The sequence below is a fragment of the Variovorax sp. 160MFSha2.1 genome (assembly GCF_048305075.1).
GTDB classification, from domain to species: domain Bacteria; phylum Pseudomonadota; class Gammaproteobacteria; order Burkholderiales; family Burkholderiaceae_C; genus Variovorax; species Variovorax guangxiensis.
This window is the reverse complement of record NZ_CP157625.1, coordinates 99,013-114,074: the sequence shown is the minus strand read 5'-3', so window position 1 is coordinate 114,074 and position 15,062 is coordinate 99,013. Positions and strand designations below refer to the sequence as shown.

The following is a 15,062-nucleotide window of genomic DNA, read 5'->3' as shown; positions in this document are numbered from 1 at the left end:
CAGCAACCGTATCAGAGCGCCATCTTGTGGGACACGGTCTTCACCACGGTGTAGTGCAGAAGGCCTTCCGCGCCGCCTTCACGGCCGAATCCACTGGCCTTGACCCCGCCAAAAGGCGTTTCGGCAACTGATGCTTCCAAGGTATTGAAGGAGAGATTTCCCGTCTCGATTCCGTCGATCATCCGGTCCACGTTGGCCACGGAATGCGTGAGCCCGTAAGCGGCAAGGCCGAACGGCAGCGAGTTCGCCTTTGCAATGGCCTCATCGAGGGTGGAGACCCTGTTGATGATGGCGATCGGCCCGAAGGGCTCCTCCTGCATGACCTTCGCGTCGTCAGGAACGTCCGCCAGGACCGTCGGCGCGAAGAAGTACCCCTTGTCTCCGATCCGGTGCCCCCCGGTAAGGGTTCTCGCGCCTCTGGCAGCCGCATCTTCCGAAAACGCCGTCAGCGCTTCGACTCGCCGGCCGCTGGCTACGGGCCCCATCTCGGTTCTCTCCTCGATGCTGTTGCCAACCACGATTGCCGCCGCGTGCTCGACGAAAGCATCGGCGAAACGATCGAAGACTTTCTCGTGGACGAAGAAGCGCGTTGGCGAAGTGCACACCTGCCCCGCGTTGCGCATCTTCCTCGTGGCCGACAGCACGCCGGCCTTGTAGGGGTCCACGTCGTCGCAAACGATCACCGGTGCATGGCCGCCCAGTTCCATGAGCACCGGCTTGCCATGCTGTGCGGCGAGCCCAGTCAGGTGCCGGCCGACGGCCGTCGAACCCGTGAAGGCAACCATCCGTACCTGGTCGTGCGGGATCAGATAACTCGAAATCTCGGCCGGAATGCCGAACACCAGGTTCAGGACACCGGGCGGAAGCCCAGCATCATGGAAGGCGCGTGCAATGTGCACAGCACCGCCCGGGGTTTCTTCGGCCGCCTTCAGGATGATCGAGCAACCCGAAGCCAGGGCGCCTGCCACCTTCCGCGCAGGTTGGCTCATCGGAAAATTCCATGGCGAAAAGGCTGCGACCGTCCCGATGGGCTGATGCACCGTCATGTACCGGATCCCCGGCTCGCTTGGAATGACGCGGCCATACATGCGCTGCGCCTCGCCGGCATCCCATTCAAAGAACTCGCAGCCCCGGATCACTTCCATGCGCGCCTGCCTGATCGGCTTGCCCAGTTCGGAGCTGATGGCGTAGGCGATCTCCTCATTGCGCTCACGCAGGAGCGCACTGGCGCGCATCATGATTTCAGCGCGTTTGCGCGGTGCGGTACGGCTCCACGTCTTCAAGCCTTTTGCCGCGGCTTCGAGCGCATCATCGAGGTCCGATTGACGCGCAACGGGCAACGTGCCGATGGTGGATTCGTCCGAGGGGTTGATGACCGGCATCGTCTCGGACGCGCAGCGCCATTGTCCGTCTATGTACAGTTTCAGATCGGGATAGGTAGGCATGGTGTGCTCGGCAGATGGAAGGCCCGCAGCTGCCGAATGAATGAGTGATGAATGGATGAACGATGAAGCCGAAGCGCGGCGCTCACGCGCCGCGCGCCGCGTGCCACGCTTGCCAATCCCGTCCCGGATGCACCGCGCCGCACGAGGGGCAGCGCCTTTGCTCCGGCGCCGCGCCGTAGAAGCTTTCATAGACGCGCGGCAGGTCGTTGACGATGCTCTGAAGCTGGATTTCAGTGCGGTTCACCAGGTGACCGCATTCCGCGCAATACCACTCGAAGGCATCGATGGTGCCCAGCGGCCTGGTGCGCTCGATCACCGTGCACAGGCTGTTGGGCTCGGGACGCTGGGGCGAGTGGCGAACATGGGCGGGCAGCAGGAAGATGTCGCCCTCGTGCAGGTCGATGCGTTCGAACCTGCCGCGGTCTGCCACCAACAGGTGTGCATTGCCTTTGAACTGGTGAAAGTATTCCTCGAAAGGGTCGTCGTGGAAGTCCGTCCGCTGATTCGGTCCGCCCACTACTGTCACGATCAGGTCCGTGTCTTTCCAGATCTGCTGGTTGCCGACTGGAGGCTTGAGCAGGTGCTGGTTCTCGGCAATCCACTTGGGGAAATTGATGGGTTTCAACATGGAGTCTCCATAGGGATAAGAGGCGCTCAGATCACGATGGCGGCGCAACGGCTCAGGATGGTCCTGAGCACGCTATGCGCCGTCATGACGGAGGTGCGTGCGTTGCCGGCGTCGGGTTGACCGGCGATCCGAGTGACCATGCTCCCGCCTGCCGACGTCGCTTCGATCTCATGCACGTTGACGGCCGCGCCCGGAATTGCGATCAATTCGACTTGCGTTGCGTCCAGGCCCAGACCGGCTAGCGCCACAGTGGCTGCAACATTTGCGTTTCTAGGGAAAAGGGCGGCGGCCTCGCGCGCGCTGCCTTGAAAAAAAGCCGTCGGGCTTGCGAGCGAAGCGAGGTCCACGCTTCTTTCCGCAACACTGCCAGCCCACGCCTGTGACGGCTTGGACGCCCGATAAACCACGCGCGTGAGTCCTGCCGTGCGCGCTGCACCGAGCCAGTCGATGCCGCCGATTGCGCCCGACGGCACGAGGATCTGGCGGCCTGCAGCAGTGGCCGCATCGCGCAACCGTTGTTCGCGCGAGGCATCCGCGAGAGCACCACTCGAGACCAGCACCAGATCGATGCCCGCCTGCAGGACGGGAGCTGCGTATGTGTCCACCGCCTGATGGCCCGCGCATTCGACGACCATGTCGAGACCGAAGTTCAGCATGGTTTCCAGGTCCTTCGTCACCGCGAGCGATGAACTTTGGGCATGCGGTTGAACGGATGCGGGCGTGGAGACGAGGATGGCGGCCACTTCCACTGAAGCTTTCGCATGCAACAGCAGAAGCTGATGCAGCGCGCGACCGATGGCGCCATAGCCGATCAAACCAATGCGCTGCATTCAATGCCCCTTTTTTCTTCCATGGTCCGGCTCAGGCCTGCTTGAGACCGCTGCGGGCGAACGCTTCGCGTGCTGCAGCCTTCTGCCCTTCGGTCAAGTTCAGCAGAGGCCGGCGCACCGGGCCTCCGACCTGGCCCAGCAACTCCAGCCAATACTTCGTATACGCCTGGGGTGTGCCGCTCGGGCGTGCCGAACGAAAAGCGGTGCGTGCGGGTTCCAGGCTGTCGCGTATCGCACGAGCCTCGGCCAGCTTGCCGTCGAATGCGAGTTGTGTGTAGGCATTGATGCGCTGGTCGACTGCGGTCTGCAGCAGGAAGGGCGGGGTGGAGCACAGGTACAACTGCCAGCCGAGTTCGACGATGTTTTCGAGCCACTCCTCTTCCGAGGCCGTGCTGACGAGGATCCTGTCGCCGGCCAGCCGTGTCAGTTCGCGGTACAGCGCGCGATCGACGCTGTACTTGATGGCAACGATGTTGGGCAGCTCGGCGATGCGCGCGCACAGCTCGGGGCTCATCACATAGCCGCAATCCGGGTGATTCCACAAGGCGATGCCGATGTCCAGCTGCTCGCTGAGGTAGCGGTAGTACTCGTAGACCGTTTCTTCGACGTCCTGGTGGAAGTGCAGGACGGGGCTGTGCACGACGATGTAGTCAGCGCCGATGTCCTGGGAATGGCGAGCCAGGGCAAGCACAACGTCCAGATTGGCATCCGAGCAGGAAGTCACGATGCCGCAATGGCCCGCAGCTTCCTCGACGGCGATCTCGAAGCTTCGTTTGCGCTCTGCCAGCGACATGGAGAAGAACTCTCCCTGCTTGCCGGTGACGAACAGTCCACCCAGCCGCAGCGTGTGCACCCAATGGCGCAGATTGCGGCGGAATCCCCCTTCATCGAACGACAGGTTTTCGCGGAACGGCGTGACGGTCGCGGCCCAGACGCCACGGAAATGTTCGCGGGCATAGGCCTTGGCATCTTGCTTGCGGTACTTGCGGTTCATGGAGCTGCTTTCTTGAAAAGGGTTGTTGCCTATCGCACCGGATGTGTTGCGTCGGCACAGAGCGCATCGGGACGGAGTCGACCGGCGGCATGGGAATTTGCCCCGCCATGCGGCGGAGCCGGGGCCACGCGCCGCTTCCTTTTTCCTGCTCCGCACCCTTGGTTGCGATGGGTCGGATTTGGCCGTCTTGCAGGCGCCAGAACAAGCGAAATACTTTGAAGGATTGCTCAGCGTTTCTGCAAAGTCGCCAAGGTTTGTCTCGCCTCACGCGTCGCATTCACCGTGATGTCGGGCGAGACGGGTGGACGCTGTCTCGATGCGGGCCCGATGCATGGTGCATGACGCGGGCGAGACCAGCCGCCGGCGTCGCCATGCCCGCCGGTCGTCGCGCGCTGCCGCGAAGGGCAGGCCCCTCAGTAACGAGCCGCTCCCATCCCGGCCCGCATCGGCAATTTCCTTATTCGGGAATCGGAACGCCGATCGCCGCTTTCACTTCCTGCATGGCGAAGCTGCTGCGCAGCATCTTCACGCCCGGCAATCGCCTGAGCTTGTGCTGCATCAGCGTCGAGTAGCGCTCCAGATCCTGTGCGACGACAAGCAGGATGAAGTCCTCCGGACCGGACACGCCGTAGCAGGCAATCACCTCCGGGATGTCTTTCACGCTTTGCTCGAACAGCATCGAGTGCGCTTCGTCCTGGCTGTCGATGCTGATCGTCACGAACACAAGCACTCCCCACCCAAGCGCTCGCCGGTCCAGCCTTGCCTGATAGCCCGCGATGACCCCTGCTTCTTCCAGCCGCCGGACGCGCCGCCAGCTCGGTGACTGCGAAAGATGAGTGAGCTCCGCCAGTTCCGTGCTGGTCAGGCGGCCGTTCAGCTGAAGCTCCCGCAGCACCAGGCGGTCGATTCGATCCAGCTCTATTTGCATGATTTATCCAATAGTGAAGAGATATTGAGATTGATTAGTCGTGATAGACGGCATTCAGGCGCAATGAAGCCTAACAAATGCGCATCATGCTGCATACACTTTATTCCCCATGAACACCCCTGCACTTACGAAATCGATCCCTTTGACACGAGAGTTCTGCCTCGGGTTGGACAGCGAAGACCCGTTGTCCGCGCACCGTGCGCGCTTTCAGTTGCCGCAAGGCGTGATCTACCTGGACGGCAATTCGCTGGGAGCCCTTCCCAAGAGCGTTCAGCAGAGGCTCCGTGAGGCCGTGGAGGTCGAGTGGGGGGATGGATTGATCCGCTCGTGGAATGACGCCGACTGGTATCCCGCCCCGCAACGTGTGGGCTCCCGGATCGCCCGCCTGATCGGCGCCGGAGCGCGCGAAGTCATCGCTGCCGATTCGACATCCGTGAACCTGTTCAAGGTCTTGTGTGCGGCTCTACGGATGAGGCCGGGGCGCAAGGTCATCCTGGGAGAGAAGGACAACTTTCCTACCGACGCATACATCGCCAGCGGCGTGAGCAGCCTGATGGGCGCGCAGTTCCGTGCGGTCGAGGCTTCGGATGTCCTCGACGCCATCGACGAGACAGTCGCCATTGTTTCGCTCACCCACGTGAACTACCGCACGGGGCGTCTCTATGACATGGCGGCGATCACCGCGCGCGCCCACGAGGTCGGCGCGCTGGTGGTATGGGACCTGTGCCATACGGCCGGAGCGATGCCTTGCGACCTGAATGGCTGCGGTGCCGACTTCGCGGTCGGCTGCGGCTACAAGTACCTCAATGGTGGCCCGGGCGCTCCGGCGTTCGTCTTTGTCGCCGAACGCCATCAGGAGGCTTTGGATCAGCCGCTGTCGGGTTGGCACGGCCACGCGAAGCCTTTCGAATTTGTCCAGCAGTATCAGCCGGCGACGGGCATCGACCGGATGCTCGTCGGCACGGCGCCTCAACTGGGGCTGATCGCGCTGGAGGAAGCCCTGCATGCATTCGACGACGTCGACATGGCCGCACTGCGCCGCAAGAGCGAACGGATGACCGAGCTCTTCATCGAGCTTGTAGACCAGGAGCTGGACGGTTTCACCGTGGCGACGCCGCGCGAAGCGGCGCTGCGCGGCAGCCAAGTGTCGCTGGCGCACGAACACGGCTACGCGATCATGCAGGTCCTCATCGAGCGAGGCGTCATCGGCGACTTCCGTGCACCGAACATCCTGCGCTTCGGCTTTGCGGTGCTCTATCTGCGTTTTGCCGACGTGTGGGACGCCGTGGCGCAGATCAAGGATGTGATGACCACAGGCGCGTGGAAGAGCGACCGGTACATGGTGCGCAAGGCGGTCACCTGAACTTGCGCCATCCGTCTCTCGTGTGTTCTTTCCATTTCCTGTGTTGCAGCGATGAACAATGACTTTCCAGCTCGGCTGGTCGATCTCCTGGGAGCGTCGGCCGTCAGAGTCGGCGACGCCGTTCCGCTGCATCACGCGACGGATTGGAGCGGTATGGCGCCGGTGAAGCCCCTTGCACTGGTCATGCCATCCAGCACCGAAGAGGTCGCCGGTGTCCTGCGGCTGTGCCAGCGCTTCCGTACACCCGTGGTGCCGCAGGGAGGGCTCACCGGCCTGGCCGGCGGTGCGAGGCCCGTCGGCAACGGCATTGCGCTTTCGCTGGTGCGGATGAACGCCATAGGCCCCATCGACAAGCAGGAGTCCTGCGTGGAGGTTCAAGCGGGCGCGACGCTTCAGGCCGTACAGGAGGCAGCGCAGGCCGAGAAGCTCTCGTTCGGGATCGATCTGGGTGCGCGCGGCTCCTGCCAGATCGGCGGCAACCTGTCGACCAACGCCGGTGGCATGGGCGTCATCCAGTCCGGAATGATGCGCGAACAGATGCTGGGCCTGGAGGTCGTGATGGCCGATGGCCGCATCCTGAACATGCTGCGGCCCATGTTGAAGAACAACACCGGCTACGACCTCAAGCAACTCTTCGTGGGCGCCGAGGGAACTCTCGGCGTGATCACGCGCGCCTTGCTCAAGCTCCGTCCCGAGGTGCGTTCCAGGACGACCGCTTTTCTCGCGCTCCCTGACTACAACAGCGCGATCGTGTCATTGAGACGGCTGCAGACCAGCTTTCCGGGCGCCGTCGCGGCGTTCGAGCTGATGTGGGAAGACTTCCATCGGCTCGCCATCGCCTGGAACGCCATGGCGCCTCCCTTTTCCGAGCGCTACCCTCTGTTCGCCTTGATCGACATCGATGGCCCTGAGGATGCTTCGACGACCGCGCAACTGGAGAGCGTGCTGGCTTCGCTGATGGAAACAGGGGCGGTTGCGGATGCCGTCATTGCCCAGACCAGTGCGCAATCGCGCGCGCTCTGGCGCGGCCGCGAGATTCCGGCCGAGTTCCATTCGCGGATGCACCCCATCAGCTTCGACATCAGCCTGCCGGTGTCGAAGCTCGGGGACTTTGCGCAGAGCTGCGTGGCAGCCATGTCGCAACGGTGGCCCGGCCATCGAACGGTGCGCTTCGGCCATCTCGGCGATGGCAACTTGCATCTGACGACGGATGCGAGATCGATCGACGCCCCTCCCGAAGAGGCCGAACGCATGGTGGAGCACTTCGTTTTCGATCTCGTGGCGCAGATGGGGGGCAGCGTGTCCGCGGAGCATGGGATCGGGCTGTTGAAAAAGCCATACCTCCGCTTCAGCCGCACCGAGAGCGAGATCGCCGCGATGCGTTCGGTAAAGGCGGCATTCGATCCACTGAATCTGCTCAATCCCGGAAAGATCTTCGATCTGTCTTGAGCCCCTTGCCTTTGTCCCTGTTCGACCTAAACCCACCGAGAAAAATCAGATGAAATTTGCGGCCCGGCTTGTCCAGCAACTGAGCGTATCGGCATTGATTGCATTCGCGCTTGCACCGACTTCGACATTTGCGCAGAACGATTCCCCCATCCGGATACTGGTGGGTTTCTCTCCGGGCGGGAGTACCGACATGATTGCCCGTCACCTGGCCCTTGGCCTTCAGCGGGAGTTGGGGCGGCCCGTGGTCGTCGACAACAAGCCGGGCGCGGGCGGACAGATCGCGGCCCAGGCGCTCAAGCAGGCGAAACCTGACGGCCTCACGATCTTCCTGTCCAACAGCCACGCCATTTCGATGATTCCGCTGACAGTCCGGCAGCCCGGCTACGACCCCGCCAAGGATTTTTCTCCTGTGGCGCTCGTCGCGCTCATCCCAGACGTGCTTGTCGTAAGTACCAGGGGCGTGCCGGGTTCGACGCCGAGCCTCAAGGATTTCGCGGCCTGGGCCAAGGCCAATCCCGGCAAGGGCAACGTCGGCGTTCCGGCCCCCGCCAGCGCGCCGGACTTCGCGGTATCGATGATTTCCGCCGAGATCTCGGCGCAGCTCGTATCGGTGCCTTACCGCGGCGAAGCGCCGTTGATCCAGGACTTGATCGCAGGCCAGATTCCGGCGGGCATTGGCTCCATCGCCGCGACGCTGCCGGCCGCAAAGGAAGGCAAGATCCGGATCGTCGCGATCAACGGGATGGCGCGCTCGCCGAGCTTGCCCGACGTGCCGACCTACGGCGAACTCGGCATCGCTGGATACGAGACAGTCGGATTCACCGCGCTGTACGCACCTGCGGGAACATCCGACGCACTGGTGAAAGCCTATGCTGCCGCGACTTCGAAGGTCGTGGGCTCGAAGGATTTCTCCGAGAAGATGACCGCCCTCGGCGCCACCGCGGTGCAGGGTGCGTCCGAAGACGTAAAGAAGCTGATGCACGCCGCCGACACCAGCTTTGCATCGATGGTCAAGCGCACAGGGTTCCAACCACAATGAGCACGGGCATCGAATACCCCATGACCTTGGCTGACCGGGAGCGGGAATACTCCCCCAGCTCTTGCATCGGCGGCAACTACCAACCGTTCCTGGACGAATACCAGGCCCGTAGCGAAGAGGCCCTGCAACGCCATGCGGTGGTACTGAATCTCTCCTATGGCGAGAAGGCATCGAATCGGCTTGACTTCTTTCCTGCGCCCGCAACGGCGACCTTGCCTCCGTTGCTGGTGTTCATTCACGGGGGTTACTGGCAGGAGCTGACGAAGGCGTCCTCGCTTTTCCCCGCGAATGGTTGCGTGCCCGAAGGCATCGCTTTCGCTGCCATCGACTACACGCTGGCCCCGGAAGCCAGCGTGCTGGACATCGTCAGAGAGTGCAGGGCCGCCCTGCGCTGGCTGCATGCGCAAGGCGCCGCACTCGGCTTCGACCCACAGCGCATCGTGGTCGCCGGCAGCTCGGCGGGTGCCCATCTCGCGGCCATGTGCTGCCTTCGAGGCTGGGCGAGCGACCCGGATCTCCCACCTGGATTGCCGCAGGCGGCGGTGCTGGTCTCGGGCATCTACGTGCTCGAACCGCTCATCGGCACATCGATCGACGCGGCCTTATCGCTGACTCCCAATGAAGCAGCACTCGTCAGTCCTGGATTGCTGCCGTTGGACGGATTTCCGCCCGCGTTGTTGTGCTGGGGCGAATTCGAGACAAACGAGTTCAAGCGTCAAGGCACGGAATTCGCGTCGCGCATCAGCCGAGCGCGATCAGGTTCTGACACTGACACTGGCATCAGCGCCTTCGAAGTGCCGTCGCGCAATCACTTCGACGTCATCCTGGATCTCGCCCAACGCGACACGCCGCTCGGCGACGCTGCCCTGGCGTTGCTCGCCCGCCCCTGAATCATTGGAGAAAAACGATGCCCGCTTATCGCCCTCAATTCCCGCACATCGTCGACATCAGCGGCGTCAATGCCTCCGCTGAAGCTCGGCCGATGCCCATGACAACGGACACCAGCCGGGCCGAAACCGCCCAGTCGACCGGGGGCGCACCCCTCGTCGACTTCGCTGGCAAGAGCAACCCCTACGTCGACTACCAGAGTATCGATCTGCTGCTGTCCCTGCAGCATCCCCGCAGCCCCGGCTATGACGAGACATGTTTCTTCATCATGGGACAGGTCAAGGAGTTGTTGTTCAAGGCCTTGCATTTCGAGCTGTACAACGCGCAGCTGCAACTGACGAAGGATTGCGTGGACAACGCCTGCGAGATCCTGGTGCGGGCCAAGGCCTATGCGCAGTACATCACCAGTTCGTGGGACGTGCTTTCGACCATCTCACCCGCGGGATTCAATGAGTTTCGCGACTACCTTGGCACGGCGTCGGGCCAGCTTTCGTTCATGTACCGACACGTCGAGTTCGTGCTGGGCAACAAGAGCGCGAGGCTTGCAAGCGCCTTCAAGAACATGCCCCATGTCTGGCCCGGCATTCACGCCGCCTTGCACTCGCGCAGCCTCTACGACGAAGCCATCGCGCTTCTTTCCAGGCGTGGTCACGCGATCGACCAGGCGGCGCTCGAGAGGGATTGGTCGCAACCCTACAGCGTGAATGCTTCCGTCGAACAAGCCTGGAGCAAGGTTTACGAAGACCCCGGCCCCGGCAACGACCTTTATCGGCTCGCAGAAGCACTGGTTGCGTTGAGCGACCAGATCAGCCAGTACCGCTGGAGGCATTTTGTTTCGGTCCAGCGGCTGATTGGATTCAAGGCGGGAACGGGCGGCTCTGCTGGCGTGGGCTGGCTCCAGCACGTCACGGAGCATCGCCATTTTCCCGAGCTGTGGTCGATTCGCACGGATTTCTGACGGATAGCGGGTGCGAACAAGGTGAGCGTGCGCATGCCGTATTTTCCGCAGTCGGCAGTGACCATCCGGCAATTGCGCGCATTTGTCGCGGTTGCCCACGAGGGCAGCATTACGCGCGCGGCGCAACGCCTGTATCTCACGCCTTCGGCCCTGTCCATGTTGATCAGTGCGCTGGAAGGCGAACTTGCTGTTCGCCTGTTTGACCGGACGACACGCAAGATCGCACTCACGGAGGCAGGCCAGGAGTTGTTGCCATCGATTGAACGCGTATTCGAGAGTCTCGAGAGCGCGTTCGAGGGTCTTCGTGGTTTCGTCGACCGGCGCGCGCATCGTTTCGCCGTCGCGACCTCCCCTCTGCTTGCATCCACGCTGGTTCCATACCTCCTTGCGAGTTTCAAGAAGCGTTTCCCGCAGGTCAGGGTGGAGATACTCGATCTACCGGTGGACAGCGTTGCCGCGGCAGTGCGTAGCGGGCAAGCAGCATTTGGCATATGCACTTCAGATCTGAATGCGCAGAATCTCGCGACCACGGTTCTTTGCCAGGATCGTTTGATGCTCGCTTGCCCGGTAGATCACGCGCTCGCCTCGCTGCGTGAAGTGCGATGGTCCGATCTGTGCGATGAACCTCTTGTGCTGCTACGCCAAGGCAGCGGACTGCGCGTACTGGTCGAGCAGGGTTTCGCCGAAATCGGAGAAACGTTCAAGCCCGCCTATGAAGTAGCGCAGGTAACCACCGCCATCGGACTCGTGCAGGCCGGCCACGGCATATCGATACTTCCGTCCTTCGTACTGTCGTGCGCGTTGCCAGCCAATGTCGTGTGGATCCCCTTGGTGGATCCGGTGATAAAGCGGGCCGTTGTAGCGATTTGCAGGGCCGGGCAAAGCCTACCCGAATCCAGCGAAGCATTCTTGGCGTACTCCTGCCATGAATCAAAAAAGATATTCAGCTCGTGACGGGGAAAAGTACTGGCTTGGTTCTGGCAACCCGGAAGGCCATCGAGCTGGAGAAGCGATGTTCGATCTGGTGTGACTTTGCTGATGAGAACGGCCAGCCGGTGCGCTGCACTACCGGCTCGCCGCGCAGCGGCAGATGGTGCCCGAGGGCTCAGCTACTGCTGAGGCCATCGACTACAGCTTCAAGCGCCGACGTGCGCCACGCGCTACATCGATGACGGCGGTCCGCCAACGGACGACATAACTGGGCGGAAACTAGACCAAGCCGATTGCCATCGACAGATCCATCAGGTTGCTCGCAGGATCGCGTCGGCGGCCCAGCGCGCCGCGGACATCATGACCTTGATCAAGTCAGCGAAGCTCAACGGACCCGATCTCTACGTCTACATCCCGAGATGTGCGAGCCAGCTTGCCCCCATCCCGCCAGCCTTTTAGCTCCGCCTTGCTCAAGGTCCCCCGCCCAAAGGTTCGAGAGAGATTCTTCAACATCTCGTTCACCAATTGCGAGAGGTCATATCGGTGCCGCCACCCCCAATCGGCCCGCGCGCAGCGGTCGTCGATGGAGTTGGGCCAGCTGCTGGCAATGGCTTGGCGAAAATCTGGCTCGTACACGATGTCGAAATCCGGCAGATGCTTGCGAATCTCCGCCGCGATTTCCCTGGGCGCGAAGCTCAAGCCTGCAAGGTTGTAGCTGCCGCGTTCCGTGATCTCGGTTGCGGGAGCTTCCATCAATTCCAGGGTCGCGCGCACCGCGTCGTCCATGTACAGCATGGGCAGGGACTCGTCGGGCTCCAGAAAGCAGGTGTAGCGCTCGCTCTTCAAGGCGGCATGGAAAATGTCGACCGCGTAATCGGTCGTACCCCCTCCGGGGCTCGCCTTCCAGGAGATGAGTCCCGGGTAGCGCAAGCTCCGCACATCGACGCCGTGCTTCTCGAAGTACCACCGGCACCAGCCTTCGCCGGCAAGCTTCGATATGCCATAGACCGTACCGGGCTCCATCACCGTTGTCTGCGGCGTGCCGTCTTCCGGAGTCGTTGGGCCGAATGCCGCAATCGAACTCGGCCAAAACACCTTGTCCAGCTTATAGTGGCGGGCCGCCTCCAGGACATTCAACAGGCCATCCATATTGAGCTTCCATGCCCATGCCGGTCGCGTCTCGCCGCTCGCCGAAAGGGCTGCCGCCAGATGATAGATCTGGGTAATGCGATGCTTCTCGATCAGCCCGGCGAGGCGCCGGGTGTCGGTCACGTCAAGCGTTTCATACCGCAGGCTTTGATGTTGGCCGATCTCGAGCCGATCGCTCACGATGACGTTTTCCGCGCCGTGGCGCTCAGCGAGCGCGACGGCAAGTTCCGTCCCCAGCTGGCCGTTGGCGCCGACCACGAGAATGCGAGGCGCATCGCTCATGCGATCACCCCCGTGTCCTTACCTGCTTGCTCGAACGCGCGCAGGGCTTCATCCAGTTGGCCCCGCGTGTGCTGCGCACTGATCTGCACACGGATACGGGCTTGGTCCTTCGGGACGACGGGGTAGAAGAAGCCCGTCACGTAGACCCCCAGCTCCAGCAGACGCCGGGCAAAGCGTTGCGACAGTTCCGCGTCATAGAGCATCACGGGCACGATGGGATGATCACCCGCCTTGAGCTCGAAGCCCCGCGCGATGAGGCCCGCTCGGAAATATCGAGTGTTGTCTTGCAACTGGTCACGCAGGCTCGTGTCAGCTTCCAGGAGATCGAGCACCTTGAGCGTGGCGCCGACGATGGCCGGAGCCACACTGTTGGAGAACAGGTAGGGACGCGAGCGCTGCCGCAGCAGTTGCACCACCTCCCGCTTCGCGCTCGTGAATCCGCCTGACGCACCGCCAAGTGCCTTGCCAAGGGTGCCCGTGAGGATGTCGACCTTGCCAAAGACGCCGCAGTGCTCGTGGGTACCGCGCCCCCTCTTGCCCAGGAAACCGGTGGCGTGCGAGTCGTCCACCCCCAGCAATGCCCCGAATTCATCGCAGATCGCGCGCATCTCGTGCAGGCTTGCAATGGTCCCATCCATCGAGAAGACCCCGTCAGTGAACACGAGCTTGTGCCGCGCCCCAGCCTCGTCCGCCGCCTCCAGTTGCACTCGCAGGTCGTTCATGTCATCGTGCCGATAGCGGTATCGCTTGGCCTTGCACAGGCGGATGCCGTCGATGATCGAGGCGTGGTTCAGCTCGTCGCTGATGACCGCATCCTCCGGGCCCAGCAGCGGCTCGAACAATCCACCGTTCGCGTCGAAGGCTGATCCGTACAGGATGGTGTCCTCCATGCCCAGAAAAGTGGAGAGCCGTGCCTCCAGCGCCTGGTGCAGATCCTGGGTTCCACAGATGAACCGGGCACCGCTCATGCCGAAGCCGCGTGCGTCGAGTGCCGCATGGGCGGCCTGCAGGACGTCGGCGTGTGACGACAGACCGAGGTAGTTGTTGGCGCAGAGATTGATCAACGCCGGTGCACTGGCAGTGGTGATCCGACCGCCTTGCGGCGACGTGATGGCGCGCTCGACCTTCAGCAGGCCGGCCGTCTGGATCTGTTCAAGTTCCTGCCGCAACGCGGCGTAGTAGTCTTTGGTGGTTCCCATCAGATCGTCCTTGTTGTGTCTAGAGAATCGCGTCAGCGTCGCTCGTGCAGTGACGCAGAACCTGTTCGAATTGCCGCGGGTCGTGCGCCTTCAAGACTGCGGCTGGCCGCGGCAGATGCAGATCGCGCAGGCGTGACAACCAGAACCGAAGCGCGGCGGCGCGCCGCATCGCGAGCAAAAGGCCACGCTCCGCCGGCTGTAGCGGCCGCACTGCTTCGTAGGCCGACAGAAAAGTGGCTTCACGCGCTGCATTCCCTTGCCCGCTATCCAGGTCAACGCACCAGTCGTTGAGGCATACGCCGATGTCATACAGCCACGTGTCGCAGCCGGCGAAATAGAAGTCGAGAACGCCCGTGATACGCTCCCCCTCGAACAAGACGTTGTCGCGAAACAAGTCACCGTGGATAGGGCCACGAGGTAAGGCCGCGTAGTCATCCGATGCCGCGATGCGCTTCTGGCAATCCATTTCACGCGTAAGTAGCGCTCGCTGACCATCGTCGAGGTACGGCATGACCAGGGGAGCGGTTTCGCTCCACCAAAGAAAGCCTCGCAGATTGGGCTGGTAACGGTGGTAGTCCTTGCCAGCCAAGTGCATTCGGGCGAGCACCGCTCCGACGGTACTGCAGTGCGCGACGGAGGGTTTCAGTTCACTCCTGCCATGCAACCTGGACACGATCGCGGCGGGCTTGCCCTTCAGGCGATGCAGGATGCGTCCTTCGCGGTCCGGCAACGGGTCGGGCACAGGAATCCCCTGTCCCGCCAGGTGTTGCATGAGGTGCAGGTAGAAGGGCAGTTCCTCGTCTGCCAGCCGCTCGAACAGCGTCAGCACATGAGAGCCCGCATCCGTCGCCACGAAGTAGTTCGTGTTCTCGATGCCCCCGGAACAAGCGAGAAGGGCCCGCAATTCACCCTGCTCGAACTTGCGCAGGAACATTGCGGCCTCGTCGAATGAAAGTTCGGTAAAGACAGCCATGGGACGA

Annotated in this window: 14 protein-coding genes; 6 read left to right on the top strand and 8 right to left on the bottom strand. The window is 62.4% G+C overall.

Annotated features, from left to right (window positions below; translation table 11 throughout):
* Nucleotides 1-11 precede the first annotated feature (11 nt).
* From ABL838_RS31935 to ABL838_RS31915, 5 genes are all read right to left on the bottom strand, one after another.
* Nucleotides 12-1,445, bottom strand: coding sequence for an NAD-dependent succinate-semialdehyde dehydrogenase (locus tag ABL838_RS31935; RefSeq protein WP_418126250.1), 1,434 nt, complete (start codon nt 1,443-1,445; stop codon nt 12-14).
* 82 nt (nt 1,446-1,527) lie between these two features.
* Entirely contained in the window at nt 1,528-2,073 is a 546-nt protein-coding gene (locus ABL838_RS31930) for a 3-hydroxyanthranilate 3,4-dioxygenase (RefSeq protein ID WP_418126248.1), read from the bottom strand.
* Nucleotides 2,074-2,099: 26 nt separating this feature from the next.
* Nucleotides 2,100-2,903, bottom strand: coding sequence for an aspartate dehydrogenase (locus ABL838_RS31925; protein ID WP_418126246.1), 804 nt, complete (start codon nt 2,901-2,903; stop codon nt 2,100-2,102).
* A gap of 31 nt (nt 2,904-2,934) precedes the next feature.
* Complete coding sequence (locus tag ABL838_RS31920) at nt 2,935-3,897, bottom strand: dihydrodipicolinate synthase family protein (RefSeq protein ID WP_418126245.1); 963 nt, start codon at nt 3,895-3,897, stop codon at nt 2,935-2,937.
* Between the two features lie 457 nt (nt 3,898-4,354).
* On the bottom strand, nt 4,355-4,825 hold the full coding sequence (locus ABL838_RS31915; protein ID WP_369662885.1) for an Lrp/AsnC family transcriptional regulator: 471 nt from the start codon (nt 4,823-4,825) through the stop codon (nt 4,355-4,357).
* A gap of 109 nt (nt 4,826-4,934) precedes the next feature.
* On the opposite strand from ABL838_RS31915, the gene kynU reads away from it, so the two are divergent.
* The 6 genes from kynU to ABL838_RS31885 are packed head-to-tail and all read left to right on the top strand — an operon-like array spanning nt 4,935 to nt 11,476.
* Complete coding sequence (gene kynU, locus ABL838_RS31910; protein ID WP_418126243.1) at nt 4,935-6,188, top strand: kynureninase; 1,254 nt, start codon at nt 4,935-4,937, stop codon at nt 6,186-6,188.
* 51 nt (nt 6,189-6,239) lie between these two features.
* Nucleotides 6,240-7,637, top strand: coding sequence for an FAD-binding oxidoreductase (locus ABL838_RS31905; protein ID WP_418126241.1), 1,398 nt, complete (start codon nt 6,240-6,242; stop codon nt 7,635-7,637).
* Between the two features lie 49 nt (nt 7,638-7,686).
* Nucleotides 7,687-8,676: a tripartite tricarboxylate transporter substrate-binding protein gene (locus tag ABL838_RS31900; RefSeq protein WP_418126239.1), complete on the top strand. Its 990-nt coding sequence runs from the start codon at nt 7,687-7,689 to the stop codon at nt 8,674-8,676.
* Nucleotides 8,673-9,566: an alpha/beta hydrolase gene (locus ABL838_RS31895; protein ID WP_418126237.1), complete on the top strand. Its 894-nt coding sequence runs from the start codon at nt 8,673-8,675 to the stop codon at nt 9,564-9,566. Before ABL838_RS31900 ends, ABL838_RS31895 begins: the two co-directional genes overlap by 4 nt.
* A 17-nt stretch (nt 9,567-9,583) precedes the next feature.
* Nucleotides 9,584-10,522 (top strand): tryptophan 2,3-dioxygenase, encoded by a 939-nt coding sequence (locus tag ABL838_RS31890; RefSeq protein WP_418126236.1) that lies wholly within the window; start codon nt 9,584-9,586, stop codon nt 10,520-10,522.
* A gap of 33 nt (nt 10,523-10,555) precedes the next feature.
* Nucleotides 10,556-11,476: a LysR family transcriptional regulator gene (locus tag ABL838_RS31885; RefSeq protein WP_418126234.1), complete on the top strand. Its 921-nt coding sequence runs from the start codon at nt 10,556-10,558 to the stop codon at nt 11,474-11,476.
* A gap of 351 nt (nt 11,477-11,827) precedes the next feature.
* On the opposite strand, the gene ABL838_RS31880 is transcribed toward ABL838_RS31885, so the two are convergent.
* Genes ABL838_RS31880 through ABL838_RS31870 form a run of 3 tightly spaced genes read right to left on the bottom strand, consistent with a single transcriptional unit; the run spans nt 11,828 to nt 15,055 of the window.
* A complete protein-coding gene (locus ABL838_RS31880; RefSeq protein WP_418126232.1) occupies nt 11,828-12,883 on the bottom strand; it encodes an NAD-dependent epimerase/dehydratase family protein in 1,056 nt (351 codons plus the stop codon).
* A complete protein-coding gene (gene kbl, locus ABL838_RS31875; protein ID WP_418126230.1) occupies nt 12,880-14,082 on the bottom strand; it encodes a glycine C-acetyltransferase in 1,203 nt (400 codons plus the stop codon). Before kbl ends, ABL838_RS31880 begins: the two co-directional genes overlap by 4 nt.
* 19 nt (nt 14,083-14,101) lie before the next feature.
* A complete protein-coding gene (locus ABL838_RS31870; protein ID WP_418126228.1) occupies nt 14,102-15,055 on the bottom strand; it encodes a homoserine kinase in 954 nt (317 codons plus the stop codon).
* Nucleotides 15,056-15,062 lie beyond the last annotated feature (7 nt).